At 62.6% G+C, this 23,063-nt stretch carries 21 protein-coding genes; 8 read left to right on the top strand and 13 right to left on the bottom strand.

The window, feature by feature from the left end; genetic code table 11:
• Nucleotides 1–35 precede the first annotated feature (35 nt).
• The 4 genes from rfbD to rfbB are packed head-to-tail and all read right to left on the bottom strand — an operon-like array spanning nucleotide 36 to nucleotide 3,413.
• The gene (rfbD, locus tag NUH87_RS15930) at nucleotides 36–920 is read right to left on the bottom strand and encodes a dTDP-4-dehydrorhamnose reductase (RefSeq protein ID WP_338521540.1); all 885 of its coding nucleotides are present in this window, start codon (nucleotides 918–920) and stop codon (nucleotides 36–38) included.
• Nucleotides 917–1,462 carry a dTDP-4-dehydrorhamnose 3,5-epimerase gene (gene rfbC / locus NUH87_RS15925; RefSeq protein WP_338521538.1) on the bottom strand — a complete coding sequence of 182 codons (546 nt, stop codon included), beginning with the start codon at nucleotides 1,460–1,462 and terminating at the stop codon, nucleotides 917–919. The genes rfbD and rfbC overlap by 4 nt, the downstream gene beginning before the upstream one ends.
• Nucleotides 1,459–2,334, bottom strand: coding sequence for a glucose-1-phosphate thymidylyltransferase RfbA (gene rfbA, locus NUH87_RS15920; protein ID WP_338521536.1), 876 nt, complete (start codon nucleotides 2,332–2,334; stop codon nucleotides 1,459–1,461). The genes rfbC and rfbA overlap by 4 nt, the downstream gene beginning before the upstream one ends.
• Nucleotides 2,331–3,413 (bottom strand): dTDP-glucose 4,6-dehydratase, encoded by a 1,083-nt coding sequence (gene rfbB, locus NUH87_RS15915; RefSeq protein WP_338521534.1) that lies wholly within the window; start codon nucleotides 3,411–3,413, stop codon nucleotides 2,331–2,333. Before rfbB ends, rfbA begins: the two co-directional genes overlap by 4 nt.
• Before the next feature lie 187 nt (nucleotides 3,414–3,600).
• On the opposite strand from rfbB, the gene NUH87_RS15910 reads away from it, so the two are divergent.
• The 7 genes from NUH87_RS15910 to NUH87_RS15880 all read left to right on the top strand — a co-directional run bounded on the left by NUH87_RS15910 (nucleotide 3,601) and on the right by NUH87_RS15880 (nucleotide 13,922).
• Nucleotides 3,601–6,513, top strand: a complete 2,913-nt coding sequence (locus tag NUH87_RS15910; RefSeq protein WP_338521532.1) for an aminotransferase — start codon at nucleotides 3,601–3,603, stop codon at nucleotides 6,511–6,513.
• 187 nt (nucleotides 6,514–6,700) lie between these two features.
• Nucleotides 6,701–7,579 (top strand): N-carbamoylputrescine amidase, encoded by an 879-nt coding sequence (gene aguB, locus NUH87_RS15905; RefSeq protein WP_338521530.1) that lies wholly within the window; start codon nucleotides 6,701–6,703, stop codon nucleotides 7,577–7,579.
• A 5-nt stretch (nucleotides 7,580–7,584) separates the two neighbouring features.
• Nucleotides 7,585–8,691 (top strand): agmatine deiminase, encoded by a 1,107-nt coding sequence (gene aguA / locus NUH87_RS15900; RefSeq protein WP_338521528.1) that lies wholly within the window; start codon nucleotides 7,585–7,587, stop codon nucleotides 8,689–8,691.
• A gap of 246 nt (nucleotides 8,692–8,937) precedes the next feature.
• Nucleotides 8,938–9,138 (top strand): hypothetical protein, encoded by a 201-nt coding sequence (locus NUH87_RS15895; RefSeq protein WP_040072121.1) that lies wholly within the window; start codon nucleotides 8,938–8,940, stop codon nucleotides 9,136–9,138.
• A 211-nt stretch (nucleotides 9,139–9,349) separates the two neighbouring features.
• Nucleotides 9,350–10,042 carry a DsbA family protein gene (locus NUH87_RS15890; protein WP_338521525.1) on the top strand — a complete coding sequence of 231 codons (693 nt, stop codon included), beginning with the start codon at nucleotides 9,350–9,352 and terminating at the stop codon, nucleotides 10,040–10,042.
• A gap of 308 nt (nucleotides 10,043–10,350) precedes the next feature.
• Nucleotides 10,351–11,637 (top strand): OprD family porin, encoded by a 1,287-nt coding sequence (locus tag NUH87_RS15885; RefSeq protein WP_338521523.1) that lies wholly within the window; start codon nucleotides 10,351–10,353, stop codon nucleotides 11,635–11,637.
• A 245-nt stretch (nucleotides 11,638–11,882) separates the two neighbouring features.
• Nucleotides 11,883–13,922, top strand: a complete 2,040-nt coding sequence (locus NUH87_RS15880; protein WP_338521521.1) for a multicopper oxidase family protein — start codon at nucleotides 11,883–11,885, stop codon at nucleotides 13,920–13,922.
• A gap of 69 nt (nucleotides 13,923–13,991) precedes the next feature.
• On the opposite strand, the gene phzG is transcribed toward NUH87_RS15880, so the two are convergent.
• The 7 genes from phzG to NUH87_RS15845 are packed head-to-tail and all read right to left on the bottom strand — an operon-like array spanning nucleotide 13,992 to nucleotide 20,271.
• Nucleotides 13,992–14,633 carry a phenazine biosynthesis FMN-dependent oxidase PhzG gene (gene phzG, locus NUH87_RS15875; protein ID WP_338521519.1) on the bottom strand — a complete coding sequence of 214 codons (642 nt, stop codon included), beginning with the start codon at nucleotides 14,631–14,633 and terminating at the stop codon, nucleotides 13,992–13,994.
• Between the two features lie 25 nt (nucleotides 14,634–14,658).
• Nucleotides 14,659–15,495: a PhzF family phenazine biosynthesis protein gene (locus tag NUH87_RS15870; protein ID WP_338521517.1), complete on the bottom strand. Its 837-nt coding sequence runs from the start codon at nucleotides 15,493–15,495 to the stop codon at nucleotides 14,659–14,661.
• Between the two features lie 36 nt (nucleotides 15,496–15,531).
• Nucleotides 15,532–17,409 (bottom strand): anthranilate synthase family protein, encoded by a 1,878-nt coding sequence (locus NUH87_RS15865; protein ID WP_338521515.1) that lies wholly within the window; start codon nucleotides 17,407–17,409, stop codon nucleotides 15,532–15,534.
• Nucleotides 17,406–18,029 carry an isochorismatase family protein gene (locus NUH87_RS15860; protein ID WP_338521513.1) on the bottom strand — a complete coding sequence of 208 codons (624 nt, stop codon included), beginning with the start codon at nucleotides 18,027–18,029 and terminating at the stop codon, nucleotides 17,406–17,408. The genes NUH87_RS15865 and NUH87_RS15860 overlap by 4 nt, the downstream gene beginning before the upstream one ends.
• A 15-nt stretch (nucleotides 18,030–18,044) precedes the next feature.
• Nucleotides 18,045–19,247 (bottom strand): 3-deoxy-7-phosphoheptulonate synthase, encoded by a 1,203-nt coding sequence (locus NUH87_RS15855; RefSeq protein ID WP_338521511.1) that lies wholly within the window; start codon nucleotides 19,245–19,247, stop codon nucleotides 18,045–18,047.
• 26 nt (nucleotides 19,248–19,273) lie between these two features.
• Entirely contained in the window at nucleotides 19,274–19,762 is a 489-nt protein-coding gene (locus NUH87_RS15850) for a PhzA/PhzB family protein (protein ID WP_040072132.1), read from the bottom strand.
• Nucleotides 19,763–19,782: 20 nt separating this feature from the next.
• Nucleotides 19,783–20,271, bottom strand: coding sequence for a PhzA/PhzB family protein (locus NUH87_RS15845; protein WP_040072133.1), 489 nt, complete (start codon nucleotides 20,269–20,271; stop codon nucleotides 19,783–19,785).
• Between the two features lie 552 nt (nucleotides 20,272–20,823).
• Here NUH87_RS15845 and NUH87_RS15840 point away from each other — a divergent pair.
• Nucleotides 20,824–21,480 (top strand): autoinducer binding domain-containing protein, encoded by a 657-nt coding sequence (locus tag NUH87_RS15840; protein WP_209437223.1) that lies wholly within the window; start codon nucleotides 20,824–20,826, stop codon nucleotides 21,478–21,480.
• A 66-nt stretch (nucleotides 21,481–21,546) separates the two neighbouring features.
• Here the strand turns inward: NUH87_RS15840 and NUH87_RS15835 are convergent, their stop codons facing one another.
• Together NUH87_RS15835 and NUH87_RS15830 are read right to left on the bottom strand one after the other, a co-directional pair.
• Nucleotides 21,547–22,038, bottom strand: a complete 492-nt coding sequence (locus tag NUH87_RS15835; RefSeq protein ID WP_338521507.1) for an acyl-homoserine-lactone synthase — start codon at nucleotides 22,036–22,038, stop codon at nucleotides 21,547–21,549.
• A gap of 185 nt (nucleotides 22,039–22,223) precedes the next feature.
• Nucleotides 22,224–22,904, bottom strand: a complete 681-nt coding sequence (locus NUH87_RS15830) for a phytanoyl-CoA dioxygenase family protein (RefSeq protein WP_338521505.1) — start codon at nucleotides 22,902–22,904, stop codon at nucleotides 22,224–22,226.
• Nucleotides 22,905–23,063: the final 159 nt, after the last annotated feature.

The raw sequence follows: 23,063 nt of genomic DNA, 5'->3' as shown, positions 1-23,063 counted from the left end.
AGAGAATGCGCCGGTGAAGTCCGACGCATTATGTCTCAGCCCTGCTCCGCAAGACACTCGCGTAATGCGGTGCGCCAGTCGGGCTGGGCAACCTGCCATTCGTGCAACAGGCGGCTGCAATCCAGGCGCGAGTTCAACGGCCGGGTGGCGGGCGTCGGATAGGCGCTGGACGGGATGGCTTCGAGCAGGGCGCAGGGTTTGTCCAGGGCCAGCAATTGCTCGCCGATGGCCTGGGCGAAGCCGAACCAGGAGGTTTCCCCGCGGGCGGTCAGGTGGTAGGTGCCCCAGGCCCCGGCATGGCCGGCCTGCCAGCGCTCGATCAGGGCGCGGGTGCTGGCGGCGATGGTGCCGGCCCAGGTGGGCGCGCCGATCTGGTCGGCGACGATGCGCAGCTCCGGCTTTTCCTGCAGCAGCCGTTGCATGGTCAGCAGGAAATTACGCCCGTGATTGGAGTAGACCCAACTGGTACGCAGGATCAGGTGCTGGCCGTTGGCTGCGGCGATGGCCCGCTCGCCGGCCAGCTTGCTGTTGCCGTAGACGTTCAGGGGCTGGGGCAGGTCGTCTTCGGTGTAGGGCGTGTCCTTGCTGCCGTCGAACACGTAGTCGGTGGAGTAGTGGATCAGCGGGATGCCCAGGCTGGCGGCTTCCTGGGCGAAGATGCCCGGTGCCGTGGCGTTGATGGCAAACGCCAGTTCCGTTTCGCTTTCGGCCTGGTCGACGGCGGTGTAGGCCGCCGCGTTGATGATCAGGCCGGGGCGCAGGGCCTGGACTTGTCGACGAATCTGTTCCGGGTGCGCCAGGTCGAGCTGGTCGCGCCCCAGGACGATCAGCTCGCCCAGGTCCGCCAGCCGTTGTTGCAGCGCCCGGGAGACTTGGCCGTGCTGGCCGCTGATGAGGATTTTCAGGGCGCGGGTACTCATTCGAACAGGTCGGCCTCGTGCAGGGATTTACCGTTCAGATCCTTGGCCGACAGCTGGGGCGTGCCGTCGAATTCCCAGTCGATGGCCAGGGTCGGATCGTCCCAGCGGATGCAGCGCTCGGCGCTGGGGGTGTAGTAGTCGGTGGTCTTGTAGAGGAACTCGGCGTACTCGCTGAGGACCACGAAGCCATGGGCGAAGCCTTCGGGTATCCACAGTTGGCGATTGTTTTCGGCGGACAGGTGAACGCTGGCCCATTTGCCGAATGTCGGGGAGCTGCGACGAATATCCACCGCGACGTCCAGGACCTCGCCTGCCGTCACGCGCACCAGCTTGGCCTGAGTGTGCTCAAGTTGATAATGCAGGCCACGCAGTACGCCTTTTTGCGAGAGCGAGTGATTGTCCTGTACGAAATTCGGAGACAGGCCGGTTTTCTCTGCGAAATCACGGGCATTGAAGCTCTCGTAGAAAGAGCCTCGACTGTCACCGAAAACCTTGGGTTCGAGTATCAGCACATCAGGCAGTTGGCTGATGATCACATTCATTGATCTTCCCTCGCGACCGTGAGCAGGTACTGCCCGTAGCCCGTTTTGCCGAAGTAGCGGGCGCGCTCCAGTAGATAGTCACGATCGATCCAGCCGTTCTGGTAGGCGATCTCCTCCAGGCAGGCGACCTTGAGGCCCTGGCGATGTTCGATGGTTTGTACGTACTGCGAGGCTTCCAGCAGGCTGTCGTGGGTGCCGGTGTCGAGCCAGGCAAACCCGCGCCCGAAGCGTTCGACCTGAAGGTCACCGCGCTTGAGGTAGGCGTTGTTGACGTCGGTGATCTCCAGCTCGCCCCGGGGCGAGGGCTTGACCGCCTTGGCAATCTCGATCACATCGTTGTCGTAGAAGTACAGGCCGGTCACCGCATAGCTGGATTTCGGCTTGGCCGGTTTTTCTTCGATCGAGAGGGCTCGGCCTTCGCTGTCGAAGTCGATCACGCCGAAGCGTTCCGGGTCCTTGACCCAATAGCCGAAAACTGTCGCGCCTTTAGAGTTTTTCGCGGCGTTTTTAAGCTGATCGCCGAAATACTGACCATGGAAGATGTTATCGCCCAGGATCAGGCACACAGGGTCGTCGCCGATGAACTCTTCGCCGATCAGGAAGGCCTGGGCCAGGCCATCCGGAGACGGTTGCTCAGCGTAGCTGAAGCTGACCCCGAACTGGCTGCCGTCGCCCAGCAGGTTGCGGTACTGCGGCAGGTCATGAGGGGTGGAGATCACCAGGATTTCACGGATACCGGCCAGCATCAGCACCGAGATCGGGTAGTAGATCATCGGTTTGTCGTAGATTGGCAGCAGCTGCTTGGAAACACCCAGGGTAATAGGGTGCAGCCGGGTACCCGAGCCGCCCGCGAGAACAATACCTTTCATCATGCCAACAGCTCCTTGTGGTCCAATGCGCCCAGACGTTCCCCTTGATAACTGCCGTCCTGGACGCGGTGACACCACTCCAGGTTCTCCAGATACCATTGCACGGTCTTGCGCAGGCCGCTTTCGAAGGTCTCCTCCGGGGTCCAGCCCAGCTCGCGCTCGATCTTGCCGGCGTCGATGGCGTAGCGCAGGTCGTGGCCCGGGCGATCCTTGACGAAGGTGATCAGGTCGGTGAATTTTTCCACGCCGGCCGGGCGCGCCGGTGCCAGCTCTTCCAGCAGGGCGCAGATGCCGCGGACGACATCGATGTTCTTCTGCTCGTTATGGCCGCCGATGTTGTAGGTCTCGCCGACCACGCCGTCGGTCACCACCTTGAACAGGGCGCGGGCGTGGTCCTCGACGAACAGCCAGTCGCGCACCTGCAGGCCGTCGCCGTACACCGGCAGCGGCTTGCCGGCCAAGGCGTTGAGGATCACCAGCGGGATCAGCTTTTCCGGGAAGTGGAACGGGCCGTAGTTGTTCGAACAGTTGGTCAGCAGCACCGGCAGGCCATAGGTGCGTTGCCAGGCGCGGACCAGGTGGTCGGACGCCGCCTTGCTCGCGGAATACGGCGAGCTGGGGGCGTACGGGGTGGTTTCGGTGAACAGGTCATCGACACCGTGCAGGTCGCCATACACTTCGTCGGTGGAAATGTGGTGGAAGCGGAACGCGCTTTTCTCGGGCTCGGCCAGTTTCGACCAGTAGCCACGGGCGGCTTCCAGCAGGCTGTAGGTGCCGACGATATTGGTCTGGATAAAATCCGACGGGCCGTCGATGGAGCGGTCCACATGGGACTCCGCTGCCAGGTGCATGATCGCATGGGGCTGGAAGCGGGCCAGCACCGCACTGACGGTGGCCTGGTCGACGATATCGGCCTGGACGAATTCATAACGGCTGTCGGTGGCGACGCTGGTCAGCGACTCCAGGTTGCCTGCATAGGTGAGCTTATCGAGGTTTAGCACCTCGTGCTCGGTATTGAGGATCAGGTGCCGAATCAGGGCGGAGCCAATAAAACCGGCACCGCCGGTGACTAGAATACGCATATCGGTGTGCCTTTATCCTTAGACGACGTTTGAGCAATGGAGCATAGCTTGTGGGCAGGCGCGGATCGGTGCAAGTGTGATCGCCTTTTGTGTGAATGCGCACAGCCTGCCTATTATCCGTGCACTTGCGTATCGACGTCACCAATGGCGATATAGGCACCCTATAAAAATTTCAGGGAGTCGTCGCATGTTGCTCGCCACGTTGATTCACCGCGCCAGTTTGCCCAGCCCGAATGTCTCGGTGCAGCAGGCGCTGAACCTGCTTGAAGAGCATTATGGCCTCTCTGGAACGCTGCAGGCACTGGGCAGCCAGCAGGACCTCAATTACCGCGTCGACAGCGATAAAGGCCGCTTTGTCCTGAAAATCTGTCATGGCGATTACGCCACGCTGGAGTTGCAGGCCCAGCATGCGGGCCTGGCTCACCTGGAGGGGCGTGCCGGCCTGCGGGTGCCGCGGGTGATTGCCGCGCGCAACGGCCAGGACCTGCTGTCCCTGGTGCTGGATGGCACGCCTGTGCACGTGCGTTTGCTGGAATACATCGAAGGCCAGTCGCTGACCGCTCTCAAGCACCTGGGCCGCGAGGTGGTGGCGGGCCTGGGGCGACTCTGCGGGGAAATGGACCTGGCCCTGGCCGACTTCCAGCACCCGGGCCTGGCGCGCACCCTGCAGTGGGATCCCCGGCATGCCGACGCGCTGATCGCGCATCTGCTGCCGGTGCTCGGGGATGCGAGCCGGCAAGCGCAGGTTCGCGAGGCCGGCGCGCAGGCCCGGCGACACCTGCAACCCCTGGTCGAGGCCTTGCCGGTGCAGGCCATTCACCTGGATATCACCGACGATAACGTGGTCTGGCGGCGTGACGCCCAGCGTCACTGGCAGCTGCAGGGCGTGATCGACTTCGGCGATCTGGTCCGGACCTGGCGCATCGCCGACCTGTCGGTGACCTGCGCGGCGCTGCTGCACCATGCCGAAGGCGATCCGTTGGTGATTCTGCCGGCGGTCCAGGCCTACCACGCGGTCAACCCGTTGCAGCGTGAAGAACTGCTGGCGCTCTGGCCGTTGATCGTGGCGCGGGCGGCGGTGCTGGTACTCAGCGGCGAACAGCAGGTCGGCATCGACCCGGGCAATACCTACAGCCGCGACAACCTGGCCCACGAATGGGAAATTTTCCAGGTGGCCACCTCGGTGCCGTTCGAACTGATGGAGGCGGCGATACTCACGGCCGTCGGCGAGCGCCTGGCGCCGATTGCCGACGAAGGCTTCGCCCCCTTGCTGCCGGGGCTGGTGGGTCGCCAGTTCGCGCTGATCGACCTGGGCGTGCTCAGTCCGCATTTCGAGGCGGGGAACTGGGAGCAGAGCGGCATCGACGAACGCCTGCTGGCCGAGGCGGCTGCGGCCCATGGCCTGGCGGCCAGCCGCTACGGACAATATCGCTTGTCCCGCACCCGGCCCGACAGCGCCGACGAGCCGGATACCTTTCCCTTGCACGTGGCCTTGCAGGTGCCGGCGGGTACCATCGTGGAGTCGCCGTTCGCCGGAACCCTGCGGGTCATGGCCGACGGCGCCCTGTTATTGGCCAGCGGGCAACTGAGTGTACGGCTCTGGGGCGTGAAAGCGTCCCTCAAGCCTGGCGCTGCCGTGGTCAAGGGGCAGGTGCTGGGCGAGGCCGAAGGCGCCCTGCGGGTGCAACTGTGCCGGTACGCCGAGCTCATCCCGCCGCTGTTCTGCACACCGTCGCGGGCCGCCGCCTGGCAGGCGTTGTGCCCGTCGCCGGCGACCTTGCTGGGACTGGCCTGCGATGCCGAGCCCGAACTGGACTCGGCGGACCTGCTGGCCCGCCGTGACGCCAGCTTCGCCCGCACGCAAAAGCACTACTACGTCGACCCGCCGCGCATCGAGCGCGGCTGGCGCAACCACCTGATCGACATGCAGGGCCGTTCCTACCTGGACATGCTCAACAACGTTGCGGTGCTGGGCCATGGCCATCCGCGCATGGCGGCCGAGGCGGCGCGGCAGTGGTCGCTGCTCAACACCAACTCGCGTTTTCACTATGCCGCCGTGGCCGAGTTTTCCGAGCGGCTGCTGGCCCTGGCGCCGGACTCCATGGACCGGGTGTTCCTGGTCAACAGCGGCACCGAGGCCAACGACCTGGCGATCCGCCTGGCCTGGGCCTACAGCGGCGGACGCGACATGCTCAGCGTGCTGGAGGCCTATCACGGCTGGTCGGTGGCGGCCGATGCGGTGTCGACCTCGATTGCCGACAACCCCAAGGCCCTGAGCAGCCGCCCGGACTGGGTGCACCCGGTGACCGCGCCGAATACCTATCGCGGGGCGTTCCGGGGCAGCGCCAGTGCGCCGGACTACGTGCGCAGCGTGGAGCACAACCTGGCCCGGCTGGCGGAAGAGAACCGCCAGCTGGCGGGCTTTATCTGCGAACCGGTGTATGGCAACGCCGGCGGCATCTCGCTGCCGCCGGGCTACTTGCAGCAGGTGTATGCGCTGGTCCGGGCCCGAGGCGGCGTGTGCATCGCCGATGAAGTCCAGGTCGGCTATGGACGCATGGGCAAGTTCTTCTGGGGCTTCGAGGAGCAAGGCGTGGTGCCGGACATCATCACCATGGCCAAGGGCATGGGCAACGGCCAGCCGCTGGGCGCGGTGATCACCCGCCGGGAGATCGCCGAGGCGCTGGAGGCCGAGGGCTATTTCTTCTCGTCCTCCGGCGGCAGTCCGGTCAGTTGCCGTATCGGTATCGCCGTGCTCGACGTGATGGCCGAGGAGAAGCTCTGGGAAAACGCCCAGGTGGTCGGCGGCTATTTCAAGGCGCGCCTGGAAGCGCTGATCGACCGGTATCCGCTGGTGGGGGCGGTGCACGGCTCCGGTTTCTACCTCGGCGCGGAACTGATCCGCGACCGCGAAACCCTGGAGCCGGCGACCGAGGAGACCGCGCTGCTGTGCGATCGTCTGCGCGAGCTGGGAATCTTCATGCAACCGACCGGCGACTACCTCAACATCCTCAAGATCAAGCCGCCGATGTGCACCACCCGCCGCAGCGTGGATTTCTTTGTCGATATGCTGTCCAAGGTGCTGGACGAAGGACTGTAAAACTCGATTCTTATCGGCAAAATAAACATAATAAATATCTATTTTTTACGTTTAACCTTTAAAAGCCGATTTTTATCGGCTATAAGGTCGCCATCGCCCCGGCCGGAGCCACTTCGCCCGGCCATTCTCAAGCTGTCATCGGGCGACGCCTAGAATCGACCTACAGCATTCGCCCAGGAGATGATCCATGAGTCGTATCGTTACCGTCGCCGCCACCCAGATGGCCTGTTCCTGGGACCTTGAAGCCAACCTCGAGACCGCCGAGAAGCTGGTGCGCGAAGCGGCTGCCAAGGGCGCGCAGATCATCCTGATCCAGGAACTGTTCGAAACCCCGTACTTCTGCCAGAAGCCGAACCCGGACTACCTGCAACTGGCCACCCCGGTGGAAGACAACGTCGCCATCAAGCACTTCCAGAAAGTCGCCAGGGAACTGCAAGTGGTGCTGCCGATCAGCTTCTTCGAACTGGCCGGCCGTGCGCGTTTCAACAGCATCGCGATCATCGACGCCGATGGCAGCAACCTCGGGATTTATCGTAAAAGCCACATCCCGGACGGCCCCGGCTACCACGAAAAGTACTACTTCAACCCGGGCGACACCGGTTTCAAGGTGTGGAACACCCGCTACGCGAAGATCGGCGTGGGCATCTGCTGGGACCAGTGGTTCCCCGAGTGCGCCCGCAGCATGGCCCTGCAGGGGGCGGAAATCCTGTTCTACCCGACCGCCATCGGCAGCGAACCGCATGACCGGACCATCTCGTCCCGCGACCACTGGCAGCGCGTGCAACAAGGCCACGCCGGCGCCAACCTGATGCCGCTGATCGCCAGCAACCGCATCGGCAACGAAGAGCAGGACGGCTACGACATCACCTTCTACGGCTCGTCCTTCATCGCCAACCAGTTCGGCGAGAAAGTCCAGGAACTCAACGAAACCGAGGAAGGGATCCTGGTCCATCGCTTCGACCTCGACGAACTGGAACACACCCGCAGTGCCTGGGGTTCGTTCCGCGACCGCCGGCCGAACCTGTACGGCGCACTGAAAACCCTCGACGGTTCCCTGGAGTCCTGATCGCCATGACCATTTTGAACAGCACGCCGCGCGCAGACGGCTTCCATATGCCCGCCGAGTGGGCGCCACAGACCCAGGCCTGGATGATCTGGCCCGAGCGCCCGGACAACTGGCGCCTGGGCGGCAAGCCGGCGCAAGCGGCCCATGCCGCCGTGGCCCGGGCCATTGCCCGTTTCGAACCGGTGACGGTGGCGGTGTCCGCCGCGCAGTACGAAAACGCCCGGGCCCGCCTGGACGTGCCGAATATCCGCCTGGTGGAAATGTCCAACGACGATGCCTGGGTGCGTGACACCGGTCCGACCTTTGTCATCAACGACCAGGGCGAAGTGCGCGGTGTCGATTGGGGCTTCAATGCCTGGGGCGGTTTCGACGGTGGCCTCTATGCACCGTGGAACCGTGACGAGCAAGTGGCCGGCAAGATCCTCGAAATCGAGCGCTGCCCGCGTTACCAGACCGAAGGCTTCGTGCTCGAAGGCGGCTCGATCCATGTCGATGGCGAAGGCACGGTGATCACCACCGAGGAGTGCCTGCTCAATCGCAACCGCAACCCGCACCTGACCCGCGAAGCCATCGAGCAGGTACTCGCCGAGCACCTGGCGGTGGACAAGGTGATCTGGCTGCCGGATGGCCTGTTCAACGACGAAACCGACGGCCATGTGGATAACTTCTGTTGCTACGTGCGCCCGGGCGAAGTCCTGCTGGCCTGGACCGACGATCCGGAGAACCCGAACTACCCACGTTGCCAGGCGGCCATGAAGGTGCTGGAAAGCAGCCGTGACGCCAAGGGGCGCCCTTTTGTGGTGCACAAAATGCCGATTCCGGGGCCGTTGTATGCCACCGAAGAGGAGTGCGCAGGGGTGGACGCTGTGGCGGGCAGCCAGGAACGCAACCCATCGGTGCGGCTGGCCGGCTCCTATGTGAACTTCCTGATCGTCAACGGTGGCATCATCGCGCCGAGCTTCGATGACCCGCTGGACAGTGTGGCCAAGGAGATCCTGCAGAGCGTTTTCCCACAGCATGAAGTGGTCATGGTGCCAGGGCGCGAGTTGTTACTGGGCGGCGGTAATATCCATTGCCTTACACAACAACAACCTGCGCCCCACAAAGGTTGAGTGAAGTTGTAACAAAAGATGTGTCGCTACAAATGATGGCACTTTTGCATCGGTGTTGAGCGATCCCTTATCAAACCCGCAGCCCTTATGGACTGCGGGTTTTTTTTGGTTTTTCGGGCGGTGAACTGGCACTTTGGCATAGCTCTTGTATCGGGTTCATCTATATGACGAAGCGTCTTTGTACAGTGCGACGTTCTGTCATAAACCTTGAGTAAGTTAGCCGCTCATGAACCAGGAGAGCGCCAGATGAACGTAGCCAGTGAGCGGGTTTCGCACCCTCTGTCGGTGACGAGCGAGTCGCTTCAAATCCTGGCCCAATGGTTGAAAAGCAATGGAACGCGTACGACCCGTGGTCAGGATCCTCGTCGGATGATTACCGACCGTTACCCCGCGGGCCTGTTCAGCGAAGCTGAACTGGAGGCCTTGCTCGGGGTTCTGCAGGGGTAAAAGGACTTTGGACAAAAACGCCGTTGACCGAAGAGATTCGGGCAACGGCGTTTTTTTTGGGGGCGATTTCTGCGGGGCAGGGGGCGGCAGGCCCCGGGTTCGCTGATTCGACCGATTTATGCAACAAACCAGGAGCCATTCTGGCGTTTTTCGAGGGAGCACGGGCGACTAGTCTGAAGGCATCGATTCATGATCCCTTCCGGAGACTTCCATGGCTGCCTCAACCGTCCTTCACTATATCTACGATCCGCTGTGCGGCTGGTGTTATGGCGCCAAACCGCTGATCCAGGCCGCCCGCCAGGTGCTGCCCGTGGTCCTGCATGGCGGGGGAATGATGGCGGGTAACAACCGCCAGTTCGTGTCCTCGAACCTGCGCGACTACGTCATGCCCCACGACCGACGAATTGCCGAGTACACCGGCCAGCCGTTTGGCCAGGCCTATTTCGAGGGGTTGTTGCGTGATTCGTCGGCGATCTTCGATTCCACGCCACCCACCCGCGCGGTCCTTGCCGCCGAACAGTTGCAAGGGCGCGGGCTGGAGCTGCTCGGGCGACTGCAGACGGCGCACTACGTCGAGGGACGGCGCCTGGCCGATGTGGAGGTCCTGCTGGCGCTGGCCGTTGAGCTGGGCTTCGAACCTGAAGCGTTCAAGGCCGCCTTTGAACTGAACAGCGATGCGCTGGCGGCGGACCACTTCAAGCAAAGCCGCGCCTTGTTGTCCCGGGTCGGCGGCCAGGGCTTCCCGACCCTGGCGCTGGAGCAGGATGGCCGTTTCAGTCTGATCGATATCGGTCCCTACCTGGGCAAGCCCGAAGTCTTCGTCGCCTGGCTCAGCCAATCGGTGTCCCCCGCTAGCCACGACGCCGTGGGACCGTCCTGTGGTCTGGATGGCTGTTCGCCCTGAAAAAGGCCGAACCATGGGGCGCTTCGATATCGCCTGGCGACAAAGGGCGGTCGCTGGTGGATATGCCTTTTTTCGAGATTGACCCGCTAATTGCTTCTATTCTCTGATGTTTCACGAAATTGACATAATAGTCGTGTCGCGGATAGGATTCGCCCCACGCCTGTGGCTACACGCCATACACCTAAAATAATAAAAGGCCCGCTGCGATCCTTGCAGGCGGGCCTTTTTGCTTTTGCGTAAAGCACCCATACACAACGTTTCAGCTCGAAGCCGCAGGGCGTTTCATCCAGCGATTTAAGGAAAAAAACATGTTGAATAAACGGATCGGTCTGCTCGCATTGGGCATTCTCGGCGCTACCCAGGCCATGGCCAGTGATCAATCGGACTCCAAGGGTTTCGTTGATGACAGCCACCTGAACGTCCTGCTGCGTAACGCCTACATCAATCGTGATTACAAAAACGGCAACCCGGACAAGATCGAATGGGGCCAGGCGGCCATCGGTACTTTCCAGTCCGGCTTCACCCAAGGCACCGTAGGTGTGGGCGTTGATGCTTTCGGCCTGTACGCCCTGCGTCTGGACGGTGGCCGCGGCGAAACCGGCGCGCAAGGCATCGACTTCTTCAAGAAGGACAACAACGGCAACCCTGCCAAGGACCTGGCCAAGGGCGGCGCCGCGGTGAAATTCCGCCTGTCCAACACCGTGCTGACCTACGGTGACCAGATGCCGGCCCTGCCGCTGCTGAACTACGACAACTCCCGCCTGCTGCCGGAAAGCTACACCGGTACCTTGATCACCTCCAAGGAGATCGAAGGCCTGGAGCTGAACGCCGGTCACTTCACCGCCGAGTCGCGCAAGAGCGCCGAAGGTCGTGACAGCGGTGGCCTGAAAGGCATCGACATCCTGGGTGGTAGCTACCAGTTCACCAAGCAGTTCAAGGCGGCGCTGTATGCCTCCGACGTCGACGAGGTGCTGAAGAAACAGTACCTGAACCTGAACTATGTGTTCCCGATCGCGTCCGACCAGTCCCTGACCCTGGACTTCAACGGCTACCGTACCCAGCTGGACCGGGGCTACGCGCTGGAGCAGAACGCCCAAGGTCGTGACAACCGGATCTGGAGCCTGGCCGCTACCTATGCACTGGGCGCTCACTCCTTCACCGTTGCGCACCAGAGCAGCACCGGTTCCAGCTTGCTGGGCTATCCGTACGGCGGCTACCAGAAGGGTCAGGATCGCGTCGGTGACGGCGGCAACACCATCAACCTGGCGAACTCCTACTGGTCGGACTTCAACGCTGCCGACGAGCGTTCCTGGCAGCTGGGCTACGGCCTGGACTTCGGCGCCTTCGGCGTTCCGGGCCTGACCTACAACGTGGCCTACGTGCGTGGCGACAACATCACCACTTCGACCAGCACCGGCGGTACCGAGCGCGAGTTCTTCAACCAGGTCAAGTACGTGGTCCAGAGCGGCCCGGCGAAAGACCTGAGCGTGAAGCTGCGTAGCTCGATCCTGCGTGTCTCGAATAAATCCAGCGAGTACAACGTGAGCGGCAACGAAGTGCGTGTGTACGTCGACTACCCGATCAACGTGTTCTGATCGAGCGACACCGCTGTAGCCACCTGATCCCAGGTGAAAAAACGCCCCGACTGGTTCGGGGCGTTTTTGTTTTCCGGGATTGTTGACGACCCACCACCCCGGAAACATTGCGTTTCGTGCATAAGGTACTAGCTTTATGCCTGCACGGATTGCAGCTGTTGGATACCCATGCCCTTGTGCCTGTTTCCCGCCTCTTTCCTGCGCCCAACCCACGACGTTCACGGTTGATCCACAGGAGCAACACCATGACAGGCATGCACAAGGGCAGGTCCCGTTATCCGTATTCACTGGGGCTGCTGGCCCTGGCGGTGATGGGGTCTGCCACCGCGGCACAGGCAGTGGAAGCCTCCAGGCTGTTCAGCAACCCGCCCTCCCTGGAACAACAGGCACCGACCGCCAAGGTCGTGGAAGGCACGCTGTTGCTCAAATCCAACGCCGCCGTCGAAGCCCCCCAGGCCCATGTCGGGCGTGAACGGCAGTTGGACCTGACCATCAAATACACCCAGAACCAGATTCTCGACCCGGCCACCGGCAAGGGCTTTCCGGTATCGCTGCGCAGTTACGTCGGTACCGACGTCAACCCCAAGACGCCTTTCATCGCACCGACCATCGACGTCACCCCGGGCGACACCGTGCGCATCACCCTCAACAACCAGTTGCCCGCCGACCCCAGTTGCACCGCCCACGACAGCAAGCCGGACGTACCGCACTGCTTCAACGGCACCAACCTGCATTCCCACGGGTTGTGGGTCAGCCCCACGGGTAACAGCGACAATGTGCTGCTGTCGATCAACCCCGGCGTCAGCTTCCAGTACGAATACAACATCCCGGCCGACCACCCGGCGGGCACCTTCTGGTACCACCCGCATCGCCATGGTTCCACCGCGATCCAGGTCGCCAGCGGCATGGCCGGCGCGCTGATCATTCATGGCGACCGCAAGCCGACCCGCGACGCCAATGGCGATATCGACACCCTGCTCAAGGGCGCCGACGGCAAGCCCTTCAAGGAGCGCTTGTTGGTGTTCCAGCAGATTCCCTACGCGTGCAAGGACGCCGCCGGCAACTTCCGCTACAAGATCGTCGAGGGCAAGAAAGTCATCGACTGGACCTGCAACAAGGGTGAAGTGGGGGTCGTCGAGTCGTTCGATCAACTGCAGCCTTCCAGCTGGTCCCAGTCAGGGCGCTACACCAGCGTCAACGGCCTGGTGCAGCCGATCTTCGATGGCGCGCAGCCCGGCCAGGTCGAGCGCTGGCGCCTGGTCCACGCGGGGATCCGCGACACCATCCGGCCACTGTTCCGCAAACTCAAGGACAGCGCGAAGTCGGACAGCGACAAGGGCATCACGGCCCTGGCCTCGGCCAACTTCATTGAACAGCAATGCACGGGTGAGCCGGTCAACTATCAGGTGATCGCCTCCGACGGCCTGACCATGGAGCAGGCCCAGAGTCGTCAGGTCATCACCATGCAGCCGGGTTATCGCAACGACCTGCTGATCGTCTTTCCCGAGCCCGGTCGCTACTGCGTAACCGATGAGCCCTCCACGGCTTCGGGCGGTGTCAGCCAGCAGGCCAGCGGTCGTCAACTGCTCGGTTTTGTCGATGTGGGGCCCGGGGCGAAAGTGGCGGACACCAAGGCGCGCCTGACCCAGGAACTGGTGGCTGCCGCCGAACGCAACATGCCGGCGGACATCAAGGCCACCGTGATAGCCGACCTGAAGAAGGACCTGCGGCTGGACAAGTTCATCCCCCACCCGAGTATTGCCGCCAGCGAAATCAAGGGTGAACAGAAACTGGTGTTCCTGATCGATACCAAGGACCCGAACAACGTCAAGTTCGCCGTGGGCACCACCAAGGAAAATGCCGTGCCCTATCAGCCGGGGGTGATCGACCGCCATCTGAAGCTGGGCGACGCCGAAACCTGGATCCTGCAATCGGCCTTTGCCAGTCACCCGTTCCATATTCACGTCAACCCGTTCCAGATCGAGAAAATCATCGGCCCGGATGGCGTCGATCTCAGCGAGCCCGGCGCGGTGGACAAGACCGACAATAACGACGCGCAATACGCCGGCATGAAAGGCGTGTGGAAAGACACGCTGTTCGTCAAAGGCAAAGTCGATGGCAGCGGCGTCTACACCCTGTATGTGCGTACCCGCTACCAGCGCTACATCGGCGAGTTCGTGCTGCACTGCCACATCCTCGACCACGAGGACCAGGGCATGATGCAGAACGTGAGCATCGAACTGCCGGATGGGGTGGGGGGGACGACGATGGGGGCACATCACTGAGGCTATCCTGACGGCTATAGGCCCGCAAATCCCGGCGGGCCTGTAGCCGTGCGCTCACCCGAGGCGGCCCTAAGGCTGCAAGCGCCGCACCACCCAGCCATCGGGCGTGCGGTCGTATCGCAGCCGTTCGTGCAGCCGGTCCTGGCCGTTGCCCCAGAATTCCACTGACTCCAGCCGCAACTCGAATACGCAGTAACCTTCGGGGCGCGGCAAGGGGCCTTGGCGGCCCGACAACGCCTTGGCCCTGGCGCGCAGCGCTTCGACATCGCTCAGGTCTTCGCTCTGGCGGGACACCGCCGACATCGGGTGGGTCACATGGGGACGTCCTCGCCACGCGGCATCGGCGCGGGCATCGCTGAGTCGTTCGGCACGACCATTGAGCACGATCTGCTGGCTGGTCTCGCGCCAGTACAGCACACCAGATGCCCAGGGGTTCTCGGCCAGTTCGCGACCTTTCTGGCTGCCGGCATGGGTGCTGAACACCAGCCCGGTGTCCGACACTTCGCCGATCACCACGACCCGGGTCGAAGGCCGTCCGCGGGCATCCGCCGTTGCCAGTGCCAGGGCCTTGGACTCGCGCACGCCATAGCGGCGGGCGCGTTCCAGCCAGTTGTTCAGCACGACAAAGGGATTGGCGGGCGGCGTGGCGAACTCCGGAAACGGGGCCTCGATGGTGCCTGTAAGGGATTCCGACAGCAGGTGTGCGCTCATTGGGAGCCTCCGATGGCCTGGGTATTCATATGAAAGTGGTGCCTTGGGCGAAGGCCACGCCATTGCCCGACACCTGCACCGTGGTGACCGTCTCGCCATAGCCCTCGGCCCTGGCGAACATCCGCGACGGGCGACCGATTTCCACACCCTGGAGGATTTCGATCTGTTGGCCGTAGTCGACCTGGGCATGGCGGATCAGGTGAATCGCCAAGGGCCCCGCGGCCGAGCCGGTGGCCGCGTCCTCGACCACCCCATAGGCCGGCGAGAACATCCTGCTGCGCCAGTGCCGGCCGGAACCGGCGAAGCAGTTGATGGCCATGTCATGAAAATTCCCCAACGCGCGATGATCGGGGCGCAACGCCGACAGCGCCGCGACACTTTCCAGGCCGACGAACACATGTCGCGGACCGTTGCGGTAGATCTCCACCGGAAAGGTCGAGCCGCCGATCCCCAGGGCCCGGAGCAGTTGCGGCGTGCGCTCGAACGTCTCCCAGGTCGGAATCGGCTGCTGCATGCTGCAGGCCACTACCCGGCCATTCTGGCGTTCCAGCTCGAAGGGGATGGTGCCCATCGCGGTTTCCAGCTCCAGCCGGTCCTTGTCGGTTTCGGCGCCCAGGGCAATGGCGGTGCCCAGCAGCGGATGGCCGGCGAACGGCAGTTCGTTGACCGGGGTGAAGATCCGGATATGCGCGTCACCGCCGTGGCGCGGGGTCAGGACGAAGGTCACTTCGGACAGGTTCATCTCCCGGGCGATCTGTTGCATGCGCTGGGCGGGAAGGTCATCGCTGTCAAAGAACACCGCGACCGGGTTGCCTTCCATCGGGACGCTGGCGAAAGCGTCGATCACTACATACCTGTGCATGGTTTGCTCCATTGTGTTCAAGGGGGTCGCGGTGGGTCACGCCGACAGGGCGTGGCGCATCAGGTCGGCGATGATGCGCGGCCCTTCCTGGGTCAGCACCGACTCGGGGTGAAACTGCATGGAGGCGAAATGCGGCCCGCGCAGCGCATGGACCTCGCCGGTTTCCAGGTCGCGGCTGACCTGCACCAGCCCGAGGCCGTCGACCTCGATGCGGTCCTCGCGGCTCTGGGCGGCGAAGGTGTTGTAGAACCCCACCCGCTCGCGGGCGCCGAACAGGTCGATCTGCTTCTGCACGCCCTGGTTGGGGATGGCCCGGCGCTGTAGGTCCAGGCCCAGGCAGCGGCTGAGCACCTGGTGACTCAGGCACACGGCGAGGAACGGCCGTTGCTCGTCCAGCAGCGAACGGATGGCCACGTGCAGGTGGTCGATCTTCGGTTGCTCGATCGCAGTCGGATTGCCTGGCCCCGGACCCATGATGACGATGTCGTAGCCGTCGAAGGCATAGGCGTCGTTGTAGTTGTGCACACTCACCGCGAGCCCGAGGGCGCGCAGTTGCATGGCGATCATCGAGGTGAAGGTGTCCTCGGCATCGACGATCAGTACGCGACGTCCCGACAGATCCGCCTGCGACTGCTGGCGTTCCAGGGCATCGCTCAGCCAGAAGTCGGCGATCAGCGTATTGCGACTGGCCAGGGCGGCGCGCACCTGGATATTCGAACCGAAACGGGCGGGCGCCTGGTTCTTCAACGCCGCGATCAACCCGGCAGCCTTGGCCCGGGTTTCGGCGGCCTCGGCCTGGGGATCGGAATGACGGACGATGGTCGAGCCGACGCTGATCTTCAACCGGCCTTCGCGGTCGATATCGGCGGTGCGGATCAGAATCGCCGAATCCAGCGTGCGCTCGCCTTTTGCGTCGCTGCCGATCAAGGCGGCGATGCCGCTGTAATAGGCGCGGCCCTTGGGCTCGTGACGGCGGATCACCCGGCAGGCACTTTCCAGCGGGCTGCCGGTGACGGTGGGGGCGAACAGGGTTTCGCGCAGGATGTCGCGCACATCGCGGCGGGTGTGGCCTTCGATGAAGTACTCGGTGTGGGCCAGATGGGCCATTTCCTTGAGATAGGGGCCGAGTACATGGCCGCCGTCCTCGCAGATCCGCGCCATCATCTTCAGCTCTTCATCCACCACCATGTACAGCTCGTCGGCCTCCTTGCGGTCGGCGAGAAACTGCATCACTTCGGTGAGGTTGGGACCTGTCGGCGGATAGCGGTAGGTGCCGCTGATGGGGTTCATCACCGCCAGGCCGTCCTTGAGGCTGATATGCCGCTCGGGCGACGCGCCGACGAAAGTGCGTTCGCCGGTGTGGATGATGAAGGTCCAGTAGACGCCCTTTTCCCGTTCCAGCAGATGGCGGAAAAAGGCCAGGGCACGGGCGATTCCGTACTCGCCGATATCGGCCATGAAGGTGCGCTTGATCACGAAGTTGGCGCCTTCGCCGGCACCGATCTCGTCGGCGATCACCTGGCTGACAATCTCCGAATAGGCCGTGTCACTGAGGTCGAAGCGCTCGTTGAGCAAGGCAATGGGCACCTCGGGCAGCTTTTCCAGCAGGGTCTCGAGGCGCATCCGTGCCTGTTCGGCCACCTGGAGGGCGATCAGGGGGGCCTGGTCGTCGACCGCCTCGAAGCCGCGCTCGGCGATCTGCCGATAGGGCACGATCACCAGCGTTTCCAGCCGGGCTTCACCGGCCACGGGCTCGCGCAATTCGATCTGGGTCAGCGACGGCGGCAGCGAGACCTCGCCGAGCAGTACGTCAACCTGGCCCGGACCATTGGATTCCGGGCGGTACAACAGGGCGAAGGGGGGCGGGTCCGCACGCAGGACCTGGGTGACAAGACGCTCGGCGGCCAGGTTCATGGCAGCACCTCCTCGGTGGTGACGACCATCGCGCAACGGCTGGCGGCGTACTCCAGCGCCATCCAGTGATGCTCCTTGCTGAAATCGGCGATGGCGTCGGCCACCAGGAACGGCTGGATATCGTTCGAGTAGGCATCCACCGTGGAGATCAACACCCCGACATGGGCGTACACCCCGCAGAGGATCAACTGGTCGCGCTCATGGGCGCGCATGCGCTCCAACAGGTCCGAGTTGAAAAACGCACTGTAGCGCCACTTGGTCAGCAGCCAGTCGCCGGGCGCCGGCTTGAGCGCGTCGACCACCTCGCGGTCGGCGGGGCTGGCCTGCATGCCGGCGCCCCAGAAGTCCTTGAGCAGGCCGCGTTGGGCTTCGGTCATGCTCCCGGGCTGGGCGGTGTAGGCCACGGGAATGCCCTGGCCGGCGCACCATTGGCGGATGCGCGCGGCATTGCCGACCACCTCTTCACGCAGGGGCGCGGGCAGGGGACGGAGAAAGTAGCGCTGCATATCGTGGATCAGCAGCACGGCGCGCTGCGGATCGATCCGCCAGCGGGCCAGATTGGCCGGCAGATCGTTCGCGGTGGGCAGTGCATAGGGGGAAATCGCGGGAATACCGGTCATTGCAACAGACTCCTGTCAAAAGGTTGCATGGGAAGCGGCGGGTGGGTTCTTCCAGGCCAGCACGGTGGTGATCGCCTGCCAGGGTGTCAGCCGCGGGTCGCACAGGCTGGTGTAATGCAGGCTGACCTGGTCGAGCGCGGCGGCGTCGGAGGCGCACTCGGTGACATCGTCCGGAGTGGTCTCCAGGTGCAGGCCGCCGGCAACCCCGCCGGCTGAAAGCACCGCATGCTTGAAGGCGCTGACCTCCCGGGCGATGGTCTCGACCATGCGGGTCTTGTTGCCGCAGGGCGCGAGGATGGTGTTGCCGTGCATCGGGTCGCTCAGCCAGATGACCTTGTGCCCCGTGGCGCGGACCGCCTCCACCAGCGGCGGCAGGCGCTCGGCGACCTTCTCGGCGCCCATCCGGGCAATCAGTGTCAGGCGGCCGGGTTCGCGGGCCGGGTCCAGGCGTTCGCACAGGCTCAGCAATTGCGCGGGCGTCATGTCGGGACCGACCTTGCAGGCCACCGGGTTCAGCACCTCGGCCAGCAGGGCGACATGGGCACCGTCCACCTGGCGGGTGCGTTCGCCGATCCACGGCCAGTGGGTCGAACCGAGAAAGGTCCGGCCCTGTGCGTCGTGGCGCAGCATCGGCAGTTCATAGTCGAGCAGCAGCATCTCGTGGCTGGTCCAGACCGGCGAGCCGCCGGGCGCACCTTCGGCGAGCCGGTCCTGCCAGCCCAGGTGTTCCATGATCTCGCGGGCGGCCTGGTAGCCTTTGAGCAGACGCTGCGGGTCGGGCCGACGGCTGTCCGAATGGGGGGCGTGGCCGTTGACCATGTCGCCGCGATACGCCGGCAATTCGAGCTCGCCAATCCGCTCGCTGGGTTTGGAGCGGGGCTTGGCGTACTGGCCGGCGATCCGTCCGACCCGGATCACCGGTTGCTGGGTGACCAGGCCGAAGGTCCCGGCGAGGATCTCCAGCACCGCGGCCTTGCGGGCCACGGCGGCGGGCTGGTTGTCGTTGATGTCCTCGGCGCAGTCACCGGACTGGATAACCTTGCCGTCACCTTCGGCGACCCGCGCCAGGAGCGCTCGCAGGGCCAGGATGTCCTGTGCCCTGATCAAGGACTGGCTGTCTCTCAGGTGTTGCTGTACGTCCCTCAGGCGTGAGAGATCGCTCCACTGGGGTTGTTGCAGTGCTTCACAACCCAGAACCCGTCGCACAATCGTTTCCATGATGAGACCCCTGGCGCCTTGCCGTTTTAAGTGGGTATGCCTTCGCGTTTGATTTCGGGCACCGGGATATTCAGGGCCCGGAGCTGTTGGAACACGTTCATGAACTCGCGGTTTTGCTTGATCTTGCCGTTCTCGAGGGAGAAGGAATGGAGGAAGTGGTTCTCGTAGTAGCCGTCCGGGTAGCCGGGAAACAGGATCTGCCCGTGGCCTTCGCACTCGACCCAGAAGTGGTTCGGGTCATCGGTTTCGAAGATGCGGATGTCATACCATTCCCAGTCCGGGAAGCACTTCAGCGACCAGACCGCGTGCTCGGCCAGCTTGTCCTTGCCGCGAATGACAATCGGCGCGCCGGTGTCGGTGGTCCACAGGCCGCCGCTGCCATCTTCGGTAAACAGCTCGTGGCGGCGCAGGCGGGCCTGGCCCTTGGTGTGCATGTACTGCTCGACCACCTGGCGGTTCTTGCGGCGAAGCTCGGTGCTGTTTGCGAACCCATCGTGTTGGTCTGGATTGGACATGGTCTTGCCTCTCTTGTGGATTAAGCGGGTAGGCCGGCGCGGCGAATGGTCGGCACGGGAATGCCGAGGGCGCGCAGTTGCTGGAAGGGGTTCATGAACTCGCGGTTGCGTTTGATCCGGCCGTTCTCGAGTTCGAAGGAATGGATGTAGTGGTTCTCGCAATAGCCCTTGGGGTAGCCGGGCAGGTTGACGGTGCCGCGCCCGTCGCTTTCGACCCAGAAGTGATTCGGGTCGGCGGTTTCGAAGATCCGGATGTTGTGCCACTGCCAGTCCGGGAAGCACTGGTCCAGCCAGACGCCCAGGGCCGCCAGCATGGCGTGGCCGTGGAAGACCAGCGGGGTGGCGTTGGCGGTGTTCCAGGAGCCGCCGCTGCCGTCCTCGGTGAACAGTTCGTGTCGGCGAAGGCGCGCGGCGCCGTGGCTGTGCATGTACTGCTCGACGGTGGCGCGGTTCTTGCGCCGCAGTTCCGGGGCGTCGGCAAATCCTGTCTGGATCGCGGTAGTGGGCATGCTCATGTTCCTTTGGGCACGTTCAAGTAGCCGGGTGGTTCGGTACTGAAAGACACTTTCATGACGGCGAACTATCAAGGCGTTTTTATATAACTGACCTGTTCCTGGAGAACTGGGGTTAAGGGGTAAACGCTATGTAATAAATAATACCGTTCGGTCACAGGGTGACTGTGCGTTGCTGTTGAAGCGAACTTGTCGGAGGGGATTTATACAGGGGGGCGATTGGAAAAGTTAAGCTACCAGATTTCGTAGGTGTGAAGCCTTTACGCCCGGCTTAACCTTCGCGCGCCCTTGGGATAGGGCTCTAGACGTACGGTTTCAGCGGCAAGTGAACGGTGTCACAGTTGCAGATAGCCACTAACTAAATTTAAAAGAGGTTGCTCTATAGTTAGTTCGAATGGTTATGGTTTTTTTACGGATGCCCCCATTGACAGGATGATCAGCTGGACTAGGATGACAAGCCGATTCTCATCTTGGATAGCTAAAATGGACTTAGCACAGCTTTGGGTCTGGGATATTTATTTCTATTCGCTTTTTGCGAAAGCCATGAACATGGAGGATTTTACTGGCATCGCATTGAACGCCATCACTGATCTGAAATTCGATTTCTATGCCTATGGCATGTGTAGCCTCACGCCGTTCATGCGGCCGAAAACCCACCTCTACAGCAACTACCCGGTGGAGTGGGTGGAGCGTTACCAAACCATGAACTACGCGGTGATCGACCCCACGGTGAAGCACAGCCGGCTGTCCTCGACGCCGATCTTGTGGAGCGACGACATCTTCAAGGGCAGCCCTGGCCTGTGGTCGGAGGCCAACGACTCGCACTTGCGCCATGGGCTGGCCCAGCCGTCGTTCAACGCACGCGGTCGCGTGGGGTTGCTGAGCCTGGCGCGTAAGGACAAGAAGATCAGCGCCGAGGAGTTTACGGAACTGGCACCCATCACCAAGGCTTTTGCCGATGCGGCCTATGCCAAGTTGTCGGAACTGGAGGGCGCGTTGGTGCAGGACAATGAAGTCGCGTTTACCGAGCGGGAAAGCGAAGTCTTGCGCTGGACGGCGGATGGCAAGACGTCAGAAGAGATCGGCGTGATCATGGGCGTATGCACTGATACGGTTAATTACCATCACAAGAATATCCAGCGCAAGATCGGCGCCAGTAACCGGGTGCAGGCGGTGACCTATGCTGTTGCCCTGGGTTATATATGAGCCAGGCTCGATCTTTGTTGTGGAACAGGTTTGTCAGGCCTGTTCTGCAACAGGGTGTCTGGACTATCAGGCGATTTGTTTTAGCGCCTCGGGCACGAAGAACGCTGGCGCAAGACTGCTGAAGTGACGTTTACGCTCCGTCGGCAGTTGTATCGCGACAATCTGTTCATCCTGGTGCCGGATCATCTCGCCGAGGCGTTCATAATGGACGCCGTTTTTCCGGTAGTAGCGCTCCATGATCTTGCTGACAATCCCCACGATATATTCGGCGCCTGCGTGATGCGCGGTTTCCAGGCACTTCCAGAACAAGGGCATGGCCAACTCCGGGGTTGAGGTGGTGAAGCGCGTCATTTCCCAGATCAAGGCACTGGCCGGCACGCCTTCGGCGCAGGTGTGGCTGAACACCCCGTCGAGCAGGTTGGGCGCGGTGGTGGGAATCAGCCGGGCACAGCCGATCAGCTCGCGGGTCGGGTTGAGCGCCAGCAGGTAGCGGGCCTGGGCGTGGTCATAGGCGTCCCATTCACAACCCGGCGCATCCGGGGAAGGGGCAATTGCCAACCCAGCTTCTCGACGAACTGCTGATAGCGGTATTGGCCGAATGACAACCGCAGGCTGTCGCTCATTGAGGACAGGGTGTGCTCTTCCATGTGCATAGGGGGCTTCTCTATCGATAAAGGACGGCGGGCGTCGATTTATATAGAGCAAGCGCTGGGGGTTTGGCACCTACCAGATCTGGTAGGGGGCTACATAGCCCCCAAGGCAAAATCCGAGGGATCGAACCGATCGCTCGTGTCCATCCGAATATTTCGCAGGCTCACTGTTTCCAGGTGTGACGCGTATAGAGGTTCCGAAAAATAGCTGATCAGGACGGAGCGACGGCGCGCGCCGAGTGGGTTCAGACTGCCGGCATGCACCAGATCGGCATCAAATACCAGGATGTCGCCCGCAAAGCCTGAAAGCTGCACGGAACGGGACTCGTCATTGACGTCGAATGGCGGCTCTCCCTGCCCAGGGCGATGGCTGCCGGGAACGATACGTGTTGCGCCGTTCTCGGGGCCATAATCGTCGAAATAGGCCAGGGCGTTCACTGTGTCGCCAGGCCGTTGGGCCGACAAGTCGCGGTGCAGCTGCTGATGCCCGCCACCGGCAAGGGGCTCGCGGCCCTCCACCTGCGAGAGGAAGAACCGTTCTCCGATCAACTCACCCACCACCGCCAGCACCTCCGGCAGACGACACACAGCCTGAACCTTCGAATCAGAGTCCAACAGCGAATGACGCCAGTCCATGCCACGCGGCACCGGCCATTGGCTCGACGGCTTCACGCCCGCATCGAACGCGGCGCGAAGGTCACCCAGCCACTCGGCCGGGATTGCGCGACGGAGCACCACATAGCCGTCTCGATGGAGTTGTTCGCGGTCAGTCATAGCTTCCTCGACCAGAAAAAGGACCGGTTGATTTTCTGCTTTTGTGGGAGCTAAGCCTAGGCTGGCATCTCAGCAAAAAAATCTGCACGCCTGATAACCCCTGGTACCTAGCGGTACGTCATTGCGCCGAAAAAATCTAACTCCATCTTATTGTTTCTA

Source organism: Pseudomonas batumici (assembly GCF_036585405.1).
Classification (GTDB): Bacteria; Pseudomonadota; Gammaproteobacteria; order Pseudomonadales; family Pseudomonadaceae; genus Aquipseudomonas; species Aquipseudomonas batumici.
The sequence above is the reverse complement of the archived record's forward strand: the minus strand, read 5'-3'. Positions and strand labels throughout refer to the sequence as shown.